The organism is Amycolatopsis sp. NPDC102389 (assembly GCF_044765885.1).
In the GTDB taxonomy this organism is placed as follows: domain Bacteria; phylum Actinomycetota; class Actinomycetes; order Mycobacteriales; family Pseudonocardiaceae; genus Amycolatopsis.
In genome coordinates, this window is sequence record NZ_JBIWKX010000008.1 from 1 (window position 1) to 14,289 (window position 14,289).

Sequence of the window (14,289 nt, forward strand, 5' to 3'; positions counted from 1 at the left end):
CGGGCCAGTTCCCGCAGCACCCACACGGCCGAAACGTCGCGGTGATCGAGCGCGCCCCACAACTCCTCCTGAACCTGGCGCACCCGGTCGAGCCAGCCCCCGTCGAGCGCCGGGCGGCAGGCCACCAAGAGCAGGGAGGTGAAGTCGCCCAGCACGCGTTCGATGTCGGGGTGGACCTCCTTGCGGTCGAAGAGCGTGACGTTGAGTGTCAGGTCCGCTCTCGCGCTCCATCTGCCCAGCACCTCGGCGAACGCCGTCATCAGCACGGCGGACGGTGTGACCCCGTGTTCCTTGGCCCGGTCGGTGATCACGCGCCATCGTGCGGGTTCCACCCTGGCGGACCGCCGGTCGAACCGCGGTACCGCCACTTCGGCCGGGTCCTTCGCCAGCGGCAGCCGCGGCGCGGGGGGCAGTTCGGGCACCAGCCCGCTCCAGTAGGCCTTGGCCTGGTCCAACGCGGCGGGTTCGACGCCGAGAACGTAGTCGCGGAACGACATCCCGATCGCCGGGAGTTCGACGTCCGGGTTCTCGTACAGCGAGGCGAGTTCGGCGTAGAAGACGAGGATGCTCAAGGCGTCGAGCACCAGGTTGTCCATGCCGATCGCCAACCTGGTCCGGCGACCGGCCCGGGCCGTGCGCACGGTGAACAGCGGCCACACGGCAGGGTCGAAAACGGTGTGCGAGGTGGTGGCACGGAGTTCGTCGAATCCGCCGTCGATCAGGTCCACCCGGAACCACGGCACCTCGGGCAGCACCCGCTGGTCGCCTTGCTCGTCGAAGACGGCGCGCAGCATCTCGTGCCGCTCGACGAGCCGGTTGACCGCGGTCTCCAGCCGCGCCAGGTCGAGGTCCTCCACGTCGTACTCGCGATAGAAGTGGCAGCCGACACCGCCGAGGGTGAAGCCCTCGTCGCGCCCGAGCCAATACGCGCGCTGGACTTCCGTCGGCGGGAACGGCTCGTATCGGTTCGCGGGATCGGAGACGAGCCTGACCGGCGCTTCGTCGGCTGAGGTCAGGGAGAGCCCGGCGGCGAAATCGGCCAGCACCGGACGCGCGAAGAGATCGCTCAGCGACACACCCGATAGCCCGGCCGCGCGCAGTTTGCCGATCAGCCTGGTCGCCAGCAGCGAATCTCCACCGAGGGCGAAGAAGTCGTGTTCACGTCCGATCTCCTTGCTCAGCAGCACTTCCGCCCAGGCCGCCGCGACCAGGCGTTCGATTTCGCCTTGGGGCGCGGAGACAGCCGCCTCTTCGCTGGGCCGGTCGTCCAGCGTGCGCGACAGCAGCCCGCGGTTGATCTTGCCGTTCGCGGTCAGAGGCAGCGACGGAAGCGCCGAGAGGACGTCCGGCCGCATCGCCGCCGGCAGCCACCCGACCAGGAAGTCTTCGAGCTCCGCGATCGACACCGTCCCGGTGACGGCGGCGGCCAGCCGCCGATTCGCCGTCACGACCACGGCGGCGGCGGTGACGCCGGGGTGCGCGGTGAGCGCGGCCTCGACCTCACCTAGTTCGACACGGTGACCGCGGATCTTGACCTGGTGGTCATCGCGGCCGAGGAACTCCAGGCTTCCGTCGGGCAGGTACCGCGCGCGATCACCGGTCCGGTACCAGCGCGTACCCGCGAACTCCACGAACTTCTCCCGCGTGCGCGCGGGATCCCCTCGATAGCCCCGCGCGACCCCCGCCCCTCCGATCCACAGTTCTCCCGGGACCCGATCAGGACGGTCACGACCGAGCGGATCGACCACGCGGCACAGGACGTTGTCCAGCGGCGTGCCGTAGGGCACGCAAGTCCACTGTGGATCCACAACGTCGACTTCGCACACCGTGGAATGGATGGCGGTCTCGGTGGTGCCGCCCAGTCCGGCGAAGCGGCACTCGGGCGCGTACTCGGCGAGCCTGGCGGGCAGGTCTCTGGTGACGCGGTCACCACCGAGCAGCACCACCCGCAGCGGCAACGGCTCCTCCGCCACGGTCAGCACCATGTCGAGCAAGGCGGGGACGCAGTTGAGCACGGTGGCCCGGTGCCGCAGCAGCGCATCGACCCACACGGAAGCGTCACGGCGGCCGGAGTCGCGTACGCACACCACCGCGCCGCCCACCGAAAGCGGGCCGAACAGGTCATAGACCGACAGGTCGAATTCGAGCGCGGACAGCGCCAGCGAGCGGTCCTCCGGCCCGATGCCGAACCGGTGGTTGAGGTCGTCGACGGTGTTGACCGCGGCAGCGTGGCCGATCTCCACACCTTTGGGTTCGCCGGTCGAGCCCGAGGTGTAGATGACGTAGGCGAGCGCGGAGTCATCACCGCTCACGGGTTCCGCGAGCGCCGTCGCCCCGCTCGCCGGAGCCAGGTCGTCCAGCACGAGGGTCACCCCGGCGGTCCGCAGGATCCGGTCCCGTCGCACCGCGGGCTGGTCGACGCCCAACGGCAGGTACGCCGCGCCCGCCGCGAGCACCCCGAGCACCGCGGCCACCTGATCGGGCCCCTTGGGCAGCGAAACCGCCACCAGATGCCCGGGGCCCGCTCCCTTGGCGGTCAGGTGCCCCGCGATCCGCAGGGCGTGTTCGGCGAGTTCTCCGTAGGTCCTGGATTCCCCGTCGGAGAACACCGCCGGTGCGTCCGGGCACGCGGTGGCGTGGGCGAAGAACGCGTCGTACAGGCGACGCGCCCGCCTGAGCACCTTCGTGTCGTTCACCTCGGCCCTCACGAGGGCTTGGGCGGGCGGGATCAGATCCGGGATTTCCGACCAGACGTCCTCGTTCTCGATGAGCCGATCGAGCAAGGTGCGGTAAGCGGCGAACATCACGTCCGGCACGCCCTCGACGAAGACGTCCTCCCGGACGTCCCAGTTCACCAGCAGTCCGCCGTCGAGTTCGGTCACCTGCGCGTCGAGCCAGACCTGCGGGCCCTGGGAGATGATCCACGAGGCCTGGCCGAAGGTGCCGGTGACCTCCGGGGCGAACAGCTCACCCAGACCGAGCGCGCTGGTGTAGACGACGGGCGCGAGCACCTGGTCACCGTGCAGACGTGAGAGGTCGCGCAGCACCTCGACACCGGAGTAGGCGGTGTGCGCCACGTCGGCGTGGAATCGCCGCTGTAGCGACCCTGCCCGTTCGGCGAAGGAGCCGGGAGCAGCCCCGTCCCATTCCAGCAGCACCGACGAGGTGAAATCGCCGACCAGCGAGTCCACCTCGTCGTGCAGCGGCTCACGGTCGAACAGCGGAAGGTTGAGCAGGAAACGCGGTTCGGCGCTCCACGCCGTCAGTGTCTCGGCGAACACCGCCGCCAGGGCCATCGCCGTGGTCAGCCCGTGGCGACGAGCCGAGCGCTCGATCGCGCTCACGGATTCCGGTCCCAGCCAACGGTGATGCCGCACTACGGCGGGCTCGCCGCCCACGTCGGTCGCCGGGAGCTGCGGCGCTCCGGGAAGCGTCGGCAGCCGGGCTGCCCAGTACTCGCGCGCGACGTCTTGGCCACCGCTCCCCCGATCGGCCAGGTAGCGCGGGTAGCTGTAGCCCAGTGTGGGCAGCGCTTCGCCTTCGTAGGCGCGGGCCAGGTCTGTGAGCAGCACCCGCAGGCTCAGCGCGTCCGCCGCGATCATGTCCAGGTTGACGTGCATCCGCGTGCGGCCTTCCGGCAGCAGGGAAAGCTGGACGTCGAAGACCTCACCGGAGGAGATGTCCATCCTGCGGTGCGACAGCGCGGTGCGACGTGCGTCCAAAGTGGACTGATCGACCCAGTGGTGGACACGCAGGCCGGCCCAGGGGCTCTCGGGAAGCACACGCTGGGTTCCGTCGTCCGACACCGCCACACGCAACATCCCGTGCCGGGCGAACAGTGCCCGGACGGCGGTCTCAAGCCGCTCCGGATCGACGCCCGTGCCGTCGAACTCGTGATAGAAGTGCGCGTCGACGCCGCCCAGCCGTTGCCCCGGCGCTCGGCCGACCCAGTAGGCGTGCTGCATCAGCGCCAGCGAGAACGGCGCGGACTCGTCGATTTTCTTGTCCGCCCGGGCGATCTGTCCGGACTCGACGGCCAGCATGGCTCGCCACGCGGCGAGCGTGGGCGTGGTGACCAGATCGGCGAACGTGACGTTCGCTCCTGCTTTGCGCCAATTCCCGGCCAGTCGCATCATCGTGATCGAGTCCAGGCCGAGTTCGATCAGGTTCTCGTGTTCGTCGATGACTTCGTCGGACAGGTCGAGGAGCTCGGCGACTTGCTGCGAGAGTTCTTGCGACGAGAAGTTGCCGGGGTGGACGCCAGGACGATGCATGGTCACGATCGGCTCTCCAGAGTGGACAAAGCTTTGCGGTCGACCTTGCCTAGGCCGGTGCGAGGGAACGACTTCACGAAGCGGACCCGATCCGGCAGCTTGAAAGCCGCGACACCGTGTTCGCGTAGATGTGCCAGGAGGTCCTTGCGACTGGGTGGCGTGCCGCGAGCAATCACGTAGGCACAGCTCCGTTCACCCATCACGTCGTCGGGGATTCCGACGATCGCGACATCGTGCACGGCTGGGTGGCTCAGCAGGAGGTTCTCCACCTCTTCGACGGGTATCTTGTCGCCGCCGCGGTTGATCACGTCCTTGACCCGGCCCTCGACGACGAGTTCCCCGCTCGGCAGCCGCCGGACGAGGTCTCCGCTGCGATAGAAACCATCGGCGGTGAACGCACCCGCGTTGTGTTCGGTGGCCCGGTAATAGCCGCGAATGGTGTACGGCCCCCGGACGTGCAGTTCGCCGACCTCGCCCGCGGGCACCGGCTCGTCGTCCGTGGTCACGATCCGCACCTCGTCGTCCGCGCAGAGCGGCCTGCCCTGGGTGTCGTTGACGATGGCGTCCGGATCACCGATGCGCGTGTAGTTAAGCAGGCCCTCGGCCATGCCGTAGACCTGCTGGAGCACGCAGCCCAGCACCGGCGTGACCCGGCGAGCGGCTTCGGCCTTGAGCCGGGATCCGCCCGCCTGGAGCAGTTCCAGGCTCGACAGATCCACTGTGGACTGTTCGGCGGCATCCAGCCACACCAGCGCCAACGGCGGCACGAGCGCCGTCACGGTGACGCGCTCGGCCTCGATCAACGGGAACGCCGTTCCCGGATCCGCGCCGGTGCACAACACGACCGTTCCCCCCGCCCACAACGTCCCCAGCACACCAGGGCACGCGAGCGGGAAGTTGTGCGCCATCGGCAACGCCGCCAAGTAGCGGGTATCGGCGGTGAAACCGCACAGCTTGGCGCTCGCCCGCAGGTTGTACTCGTAGTCGTTGTGGGTACGCGGAATCAGCTTGGGCGGCCCGGTCGTACCACCGGACAGCAGCAGCACGGCGATGTCGTCCGGATCGGGTCCCTCGCCCGGATCACCGTCGGCCGACACGTCGTCGAGTGCGGTGAACTCGCCGGGCTCGCCGACGACGAACACGTGAGCGATCTCCGGGACGGCGTGCGCCAGGTCCCGAAGGTCGGACGCCACGACGTACGCGACCGGGGTCGCGAGCCGGGTGAGGTGAACGATTTCGGTCCGGCGATGTGCCGGCAAGGCGAGCACCGGGACCGCACCGATCCGGAACAACGCGAACACCAGCGACAGGAACTCGGCCACATTAGGCAGATGGACCAGCACGCGGTCGCCGTGCCCGATCCCCCGCGCACGGAGGCCACACGCCAACCGGGCCGCCTTCTCGTGCAGCTCGGCATAGGACCAGCGCCGGTCGCCGTCGACCACCGCGGTCCGCGACGGCCACCTCCGTGCGCCGTCGTCGAGCAACGCGCCGAGGGTACGGTCCCGCCAGTACCCGCGGTCGCGGTAGTACCGGGCGAACTCGTCCGGCCAGGGGACGAAGTCGGTGGTCATCGCAGCCTCAGCTCCAACGATTCGAGACCGTGCATGGCCGTGCTGTCTCGCCAGCGCAGATCGTCCACAGCGGACAGCACCTCGATGTCGGCGAACCGGTCCAGCAGGCGGCCGAAGGCGATCTCCCCCTCCAGCCGGGCCAGCGGCGCTCCCAGGCAGAAGTGCAGGCCGTGGCCGAAGGCGAGGTGACCGCCCATCGGCCGGGTGATGTCGAGCCTGCCGGGGTCGGTGAAGCGGGCGGGGTCGCGATTCGCCGCCAGCCACGACACCATGACGAAGTCCCCGGCCGGGATCACCACGCCCGCGATCTCGACCTCTTCGGTGGTGTAGCGCGGCGAGGACAGGATGTTCGGTGTCTCGTGCCGCAGGAACTCCTCGATCGCGGTCGGCATCAGGCTCCGGTCGGCCCGCAGCAGGGCGAGCTGGCCGGGGTCGCGAGACAGGCTGAGGACGCCGCCGCTGATCAGGTTCACCGTGGTCTCGAATCCGCCGATGAGCAGCACGACGGAAACCGCGATCAGCTCCGACGGCGAGAGGCGATCACCGTCTTCACTGGCGTGCACGAGCTGAGAAAGCAGATCGTCTTCGGGGTTTTCGCGTTTGGCCGCGATCAACCCGTGCAGGTAGCCCGCCATCCGCATCGTCGCCGCGCCCGCGGCTTCGCTCGCCCCGCCGTCGACCATGGTCTTCGACCACGCGGTGAACTGGTCGCGGTCGTCGAACGGCACGCCGAGCAGCTCGGTGATGACCCGGATCGGCAGCGGATAGGCGTAGGCCTCCAGCAGTTCCACCGAGTCCCGGCCGGTCATCGCGTCGAGCAGCTCGTCCGCGATCTGCTCGATCCGCGGCCGCAGGGGCGCGATGGCCCGGCCGGTGAACGTCTTCGCGACCAGCTTGCGCAGCCGGGTGTGATCCGGTGGATCCAGGTTGAGCAGGTTCATCGCGAAGTCCTCGGAAAAAGGACTCTCGTCGTCTTCGCCAAGGGCCATCCGGTGCATCCGGTCATAGACGCGCTGGCTGCTGAATCGAGGATCGGTCGCGACGGCTCTGGCTTCTTCGTACCCGGTGACGAGCCACACGGGCAGGCCGCTGGGCAGTACGACATGGCGGATCGGTGCGCTCTCGCGCAGCTTCGCTCCGACGCGGTGCGCGTCCTGGACGAAGTCCTCGCCGAGTACGAGCGGTCCGGTTGTGGTCATGGTGTTCTCCTTGTGGTGCACCGGTTCAGCCGAGCCGGAGCTCGGGCCGGTACAGGTCGAACCAGTGGTACATGTCCAGTACGCGTTCCAGACCAGTGCGGAGCCTGCCGGTGACCACGCCGGGATCCTGTGCGGCCGCGTCGCGCACCCAGGTGGCGTCAAAGATCTCGAATAGGGGATGTCCGGCCTCGGCGAGCACGTCGTTCACCTGTCGGTGCAACGATTCCGCGTAGCTGGTGTCCTGTGTGGAGGGATAGGGGCTCTTGACGCGCTCGGTGACCGACCTGGGCAGCAGACCGGCGACCGCTCCGCGCAACAGGCTCTTTTCCCGGCCGCCGTCCGCCTTCATCGACCACGGCGTGTTGTAGACGTATTCGATGAGGCGGTGATCGGCGAAGGGCACCCGGACCTCCAGGCCCACGGCCATCGACATCCGGTCCTTGCGGTCCAGCATGGCGCGGACCAGCCGCGTCACGTGCAGATGGCTGCTGCGGCGCATCCGGCGCTCCAGCTCATCCTCGGTGTCGAGATGGTCCACGGCGGCGACGGCGGTGCGGTATTCGTCGGCCACATACGCGCCGATGTCCAGATCCCGGCGAAGCCCGGGACGCAGCATTTCGGTGCGGTCGCCGGTGTAGGCGTTGCTGAACGCCAGCCACGGGAACGTGTCGGCGTCACGGGCCGCCGGATGGTGGAACCAGGCGTAGCCCCCGAACAGCTCGTCCGCGAACTCGCCCGACAGCGCCACCGTGCACTCGGCGCGGATCGCCTGGAACAGCAGGTACATCGAAGAATCGATGTCGCCGAGCCCGATCGGCATGTCCCGCGCGGCCACGACGGCACGGCGCAGCGCGGGATCGGCCAGCGCGCGGGAGTCGAGCACGATGTCCCGGTGCATCGAGCCGACGTGCGCGGCGACCTCACGGACGAACGGGGAGTCCGGGGTCTCGCGCAGTTCGTCCGGGCGGAAGTTCTCTTCGTACCCGGCGAAATCGACCGAGAACGTGCGAGTCTTCTCGCCACGGTCGCGCAGTTCGGCGGCGGCGACAGCGGTGACGGCGCTGGAATCCAGCCCTCCGGAAAGCAGTACGCACTGCGGCACATCGGACACCGTCTGCCGCCGCACCGCCTCACCGAACAACGCTCCGACCTTCTCGACGGTGGCCGGGAGGTCGTCGGTGTGCGGCATGGTTTCCAGGCGCCAGTAGGTGTGGTGCCGGATCCCGGCGCGGGAAACCGTCACGACGGTGCCCGGTTCGACCTCGTGCATGTCCTTCCACAGCGACCAGCCGGGAGCCTTGGTGAAGCCGGTCAGCTCGCGGAGACAGCCGGTGTCCACGACCCGCGCGAACCGGGGGTTGGCCAGGATCGCCTTGGGTTCGGAGCCGAACAGCAGTCCGTCAGTCGTGCGGTGGTAGTACAGCGGCTTCACGCCGACCCGGTCGCGGACCAGGACCAGTTTGCCGTGGCGCTCGTCCCACAGACCGAAGGCGTACATGCCGTTGAGCCGTTCGGCGACCGCCTCGCCCCACTCCAGATAGCCGCGCAGCACCACCTCGGTGTCGCTGCGGGTGGTGAAGCGGTGGCCGCGTCCTTCCAGTGCGGCACGCAGGTCCTGGAAGTTGTAGACCTCGCCCGAGAACGTCAGCGCCACGGTTCCCGACGGCGTCCGGGCCTCCATCGGCTGTGCGCCGCCGGGCAGGTCGATCACCGCCAGCCGTCGATGCCCCAGCGCGACATGGGTACGGATCCAGGTCCCGCCCGCGTCGGGACCACGGTCGCTCAGGGTCTTCGTCATCGCCTCGATGACGGGCACTTCCTCGGTGAGGTCGCTGTCGAACGCGATCCAGCCGGTGATTCCACACATGCTCGTTGTCCTCAATGTCTGTTGGTGCTCAGGTTCGGTTCGGCACGCGCGCGACGAAGACGCGGTGGCCGAGGGGGGTGAGCGGATGACCTTCGCCGGGCAGGCCGAGAACCCGCTCCAGCCCGGCGCCGTCGAGCACCGCGTTCCATTGCGGCAAGGTCAGGAAGGTCGCGCCGGTGGCGGAGCGGCCGTCGTCGGCTTCGGCCATCAGGAACGCCTGGGAGGTCAGGATCCAGAACTCCTCGACGGTCGGTTCGGTGAGCACCAGCCGGCCACCGGTGTCCAGCAGGCCCGCCAATCGCCGCACCGACGCGTCGGTGTCGGTGGCCGCGTTGAGCACACCACCACCGATCACCACGTCGAACGAACCGCGTGGCAAAGCCGGATCGGCGTCGATGTCGAACCGGCCGAACCGCACCCACGGGTAGTCGCGCAACCGGACGGCCGCCTGGTCGAGGAAAAGCTTCGACACGTCCGTGTAGAGGTAGTCGACCTCGATCCCGGCCGCCGCGAGCACGGGCAGCACCCGCTCGGTGGTCGCGCCGGTGCCGGCGCCGACCTCCAGTACGCGCAGCGGCCGGTCGGCGGGCCAACGCCGCGCGAGGCCGCCGATGAACGCGCTGACGGCACGGTGCTGGTAGCGGCCGGTCACGTTCTCCCGGTACAGCGCTTCGGCGAGATCCGTGCGACCTTCGGGGAACAACAGGGTGACCGCGTCGCAGGAACCGTCGAGAAGATCCGGCAGCCGCTCGGCATTGGCACGGGCGTACTCGACGGTGCCCGCGGACCCTGTCGTCTCCTGCCAGGCCCGGGCCGCCTGTGACCAGGCCCGGTCGAGCGCGGCATCGGAATAGGCCTCGGCGTCGGGCACCGGGATCAGGAGTCCGTTCTCCTCCCGCAGCAACCCTTCGGCGGAGAGGACTTCGAGCCAGCCGCGGAGCAGCCGAGGGTAGGCGACACCCTCCAGCACCTCCTGCTCGGTGTTGCCCCGTCCCCGGAAGAGACCACGCCGGTGCAGGGCGTTGAGCATCGACAACAGCGCGGTCCGGCCGAACTCGTGCACCGCGGCCACCGCCGCCCGCAGGTCGACGCCGTCCAGTTCGAGGTCTGCCTCGTCGGCGATGCCGGCGAGGAAGTCGTCGCCGACATCGACCGGCTCGATCCGCGCGAGTTCGACGCCGAGCGCGGCGCGCACCGCGTCACCGACCTCGTCACCGTGATAGCGGATGACCTTCAGCGCCGACAGGTCGGCGAGCAGGAGCGAAGGCTCGTCGGCCAGCGCACGCACCATGGCTGCCGGCAGCACCACCTCGGTGGTGCGAGAGCGTTCCAGGTGGGCCAGCACCTTGGCCGCAGGCCAGTCACCGGGGATGCCTGCCGCCGTCGCCGTGAAGAGCTGCTGTCCGGCGGCCGCCAGCGGTGACGACGGCTCGGGCAGCGTCGTCCCCGGTTCGAAGCCCGCGGCCACCAGAGCCGCGTGCCACTCGCCGAGATCCAGGAACGGTGTGCGGTCCCGGTGTTCGTCGCGGGACAACAGGAACTGCACGGAGGTCAGGGTCGTCGCCGTGTCACGGACCGACTCGGTGAACACCACCTTGCCCCCCGGAGCCAGCACGCGGCGGATCCGGCGCAGCGCCGCGCCGATGTCGGTGGCGTTGTGCAGGACATTGCCTGCCGATACGACATCCACGCTGCCGTCGGCGAAGCCCTGCCCGGCGAAATCGGCATCGAGATCGAGCACCCGGCAGGAAACCCTGTGGTCGTCGCCGAACCGTGCCTCGGCCGCGCGAACGGCCAACGGTGCCATGTCGGTGAACGTGTAGCTGTAATCCTTGCCGCGCAACGCCGCCAGCGCGGCGGCGGTGCTCAGTCCCGCTCCGCCACCGAGTTCGAGCACGCGCGGACCCGCCTGCCGGACGGCCTCGGCGCACGCGGCGTTGAGGTATCCGGTGAACACGTTGTCCTGGTAGGCGGTCCGCACGTCACCCGCACGCACCAGCAGATCCCGCAGCGGGACTGTGTCGTCGAGAAGGTGCGGAAGCCATGCCAGCGTCTCGCGGTGGAAGCGGGCCATCACCGGCGGGAACCCGAGAGCGGCGTAGGCGGCCTCGAACTCGTCCCCCGGCTCGCGGTACGCACCGGGCGTGCGCCCCCGCAGCGCCTGTTCCCATCGGTCCGCCAGCCAGCGGTGGCGCGGAGCGACGACGCCGGACACGGCCGCCATCGCCTGCAGGCTGACCCGCTCCAGCACCTCCATCGCGGCGGCGAAGGTGCCTGGGTCCAGGTCGCCGAGCGCCGTGAGCCCGGCCTCGTGGAGGCTCACAGCACACCCGCCTCGAGCGCCGCTTCGCCCTCGGCCACGAACGGTGCCGCCACGCCGCACTCGCCGAGACGGGCGATCGTGACCTCGGGGTCGAGCACCTCGGCCGCGAAATGCCTGCCAGGCGGCACTTCCCGGCGGAGCACCGCGAGTACGGCCAGCGCGGTCAGCGCACCGGTCAGCGCGCCGTTGCCCCGGCCACGCAGGACAGCGGTCCTGGTGACCGGGTGACCGGCGCGCACGCCCTCCATGCGCATCAGGAGGACCACGTGCGGTTCGCGTCCGGCGAGGTCCAGTTCGCTGGCATGGCACAACGCCGTCACGGCGTCGGCCCGGTCCAATGAGCGGACCCGGTCGAAGGCGGCACGGACATGCTCGCCGGACACCGCGGTGAACCAATCGCCTCGGTCGAGCCCCAAGTGCTCGGCCACCTTCGCGCTTTCCTCGGTGAGGTACGGCAGCAGCGACACTTCGCCGGGGAAGAACGGCAGGGTGACGTCAGCGCGCCGGGTGAGCACGCCCGAACGGCGTCCGCGCCGCCAGGCGGCCAGCGCCTCACCGTGTTCGGCGCCCGCCAGATAGTCGTCGGCGGCGGTGCGGGTGAATCGGTCGAGCACCCCGAGGTGGGCGACCAATCCGTGCACGGTGTCGAACTCCCGCCGCGCGAGCCAGCGCGGCAACAGCCCGGTCAGTCCCGGCTGCAATCCCGCCCCGATCACGGCCGTGCCGCCCACCGCGGCGCCTTCCGGATCCGACGCGTCGACGTGGCCTGCCCCGGCATGGGCCGCCGCCCGCGCGACCCGGTCGCCGACCAGGTGGGCCGGTCCGGCGCAGTTCACCAGTACCCGGCAGCCCTGGGCGAACCGGTCCAGCGACGCCTCGTCGAGGACGTCCACGTCCCGGCTTCCACCGGTCCGCAGCGGTCCCGCGTCGAGCGCGCGCAGTACCCGGACGGTGTGCGAGCCGACCTCGCCGGTGGCTCCGACGACCCCGATCATTTCGGCTCCTCACCGGACACCAGCCGCCAGCCTTGGGTGCGGCGGCGTTCGTTCCAGAACTCGGTGTAGCGCCCGTTCAAGACCAGTAGCTCCTCGTGCGTGCCGGACTCGGCGATCCCGCCGCCGTCGAGCACCAGGATCTGGTCCGCGGCCACCACGGTCGGCAGCTTGTGGGCGATGACCAGCAGGGTCGCGCGGTCCATCAGCGTGCGGAGTGCTCTCTGCACGTACCGCTCGTTTTCCGGATCGAGCGCGGCCGTCGCCTCGTCCAGGAGCACGATCGGCGCGTCCTTGAGCACGGCCCTGGCCACGGAGACCCGCTGGCGCTCCCCACCGGACAGTGAAGCCCCGCCCTCGCCCACCCTGGTGGCCCAGCCACCGGGCAGCCGGTCGACGATTTCGTCGACGCCGGCGATCCGGGCGGCCTCACGGACCTCTTCGGCGGTGGCCTCCGGCCTGCCCACGCGGATGTTCGCCTCCAGCGTGTCGTCGAACAGGTACACGTCCTGCATCACGACGGAGAGCTGCCCCATCAAGTCCTTTGTGGACTGTTCGCGCACGTCGACGCCACCGACGGAGACGGTGCCCGAATCGACGTCGAAGAACCGCATGATCAACCGCGTGATGGTGCTCTTGCCGGAACCGGACGGCCCGACGATCGCGGTCATGCCGCGTGCGGGCACCCGGAACGAGATACCGTCCAGCACCGGATGGCCCGGCTCGTAGCCGAACCGCACGTCGGTCAGCTCGATCTCGCCGGGTTCGGTCACCGACCGGGAGACGGCGGGTTCGGCCGACGGCTTCTCGTCGAAGATCGCGGCGAGGCGGCGCAGGTCGTTCGCGGCCATCCGCGTCATGCCGCTGTGCGCTGCGACCTCGGCCAGCGGGCCGGTGAAACGGGCCGTCAACGCGATCAGCGCGATCAACGTCACCGGGTCGATGGCGCCGTTCACCGCCAGCGTCAGTCCGAACGCGATCACCGCCGCGAACGCGAGTTGCACACCGAGTCCGTTGGCCAGCAGGCGTGGCGCGGCCATCAACAGCAGCGTCCGGCCCGCCGTCTTCTGGTTCTCGATCGCGTCCTCGAGGGGACGGTAGCCCTCGGTGGTGCGTCCGAACGCCCGCAACACCTGCTGATCGCGGGCGAACTCCACGACCCGGTTACCCGCGGCCGTGGTCGCCGCGTCGGTGAGTTCCTCGCCTCGGCCGACGGCGTTCACCGCCCACCGATGCGTGAGCCACAGCAAGGGCGCGCACACCCACGTCGCCACCCCCAGCCGCCAGTCGAGCGCGAGCATGGCCGTCGCGACGGTCGCCGGGGTCACGACGGCGCTGACCAGTGGGGTGAGCAGGTGCGCGGTCACGGTGGTCACCATCAGCGTGCCATTGGTGGCACTGCGGGAAAGCCTGCCCACCTTCTCGGAGGAGAACCAGCCCAGCGGCAGCGAGGCCACGTGATCGCCGAGCCGGCGGTGCAGGCTGGTCAGGGTGATCAGGGAGAGCGCGAAACCGTGCATCGCCTGCTGGTAGCGGGCGACGCAGGTGGCGACGACGACGGCGAGCACCACGGCCAGCCAGCGCCACGCCGCGTCGGCGTCCCCGGTCAACACGGCTCGCAGCACCGGTACGAGGGCGACCATCGCCAAGCCCTGCAACAGGGAGTAGGCCACCAGCCAGGTCAGGTAGATCTTCACGGCCCGATCATGTTTCGGGCCGAGGATCTTCATCAGATCCCGGATCATCGAGTGCTCCCCTCGGTGTAGGCGATGCTGTTGGGCAAGTCAGGACTGGGGTTGATCGGGCGGGCAGAATCCGCAGCGTCGGTACAGGTGGTCGTGAGTGGCGTGTCGCGAAAGCCACGTTCGCGACGTCTGATGTCCCGAAAGTGGCTTTCGGGACACGAACGCGGCCGGGTCCGCCACGAGTCGTCCGCCTGATCACGCGTGTCGTCCCTGCAGTCACGCGAAACCGCCCGACTACAGGTAGCTGAGACACGGTTGGTTCTCTCGACCCGTCGAGCGAAGGTGGCGTCGTGATCGACGGCGCTCCGGCGACCC

At 69.6% G+C, this 14,289-nt stretch carries 7 protein-coding genes; all 7 read right to left on the bottom strand.

Annotated features, from left to right (window positions below; translation table 11 throughout):
- Positions 1-4,274 (bottom strand): amino acid adenylation domain-containing protein (locus ACIRGA_RS09665; protein WP_400939056.1); only part of this gene is annotated, 4,274 nt, incomplete at its 3' end.
- A 2-nt stretch (positions 4,275-4,276) separates the two neighbouring features.
- A complete protein-coding gene (locus tag ACIRGA_RS09670; RefSeq protein WP_400938710.1) occupies positions 4,277-5,848 on the bottom strand; it encodes a (2,3-dihydroxybenzoyl)adenylate synthase in 1,572 nt (523 codons plus the stop codon).
- Positions 5,845-7,047, bottom strand: a complete 1,203-nt coding sequence (locus ACIRGA_RS09675) for a cytochrome P450 (protein WP_400938712.1) — start codon at positions 7,045-7,047, stop codon at positions 5,845-5,847. The genes ACIRGA_RS09670 and ACIRGA_RS09675 overlap by 4 nt, the downstream gene beginning before the upstream one ends.
- Before the next feature lie 25 nt (positions 7,048-7,072).
- Positions 7,073-8,914: an asparagine synthase (glutamine-hydrolyzing) gene (gene asnB / locus ACIRGA_RS09680; RefSeq protein ID WP_400938714.1), complete on the bottom strand. Its 1,842-nt coding sequence runs from the start codon at positions 8,912-8,914 to the stop codon at positions 7,073-7,075.
- Positions 8,915-8,942: 28 nt separating this feature from the next.
- Complete coding sequence (locus ACIRGA_RS09685) at positions 8,943-11,237, bottom strand: methyltransferase (protein ID WP_400938716.1); 2,295 nt, start codon at positions 11,235-11,237, stop codon at positions 8,943-8,945.
- The gene (locus tag ACIRGA_RS09690; protein WP_400938718.1) at positions 11,234-12,232 is read right to left on the bottom strand and encodes a hypothetical protein; all 999 of its coding nucleotides are present in this window, start codon (positions 12,230-12,232) and stop codon (positions 11,234-11,236) included. Before ACIRGA_RS09690 ends, ACIRGA_RS09685 begins: the two co-directional genes overlap by 4 nt.
- Complete coding sequence (locus tag ACIRGA_RS09695; protein WP_400938721.1) at positions 12,229-13,974, bottom strand: ABC transporter ATP-binding protein; 1,746 nt, start codon at positions 13,972-13,974, stop codon at positions 12,229-12,231. Before ACIRGA_RS09695 ends, ACIRGA_RS09690 begins: the two co-directional genes overlap by 4 nt.
- Positions 13,975-14,289 lie beyond the last annotated feature (315 nt).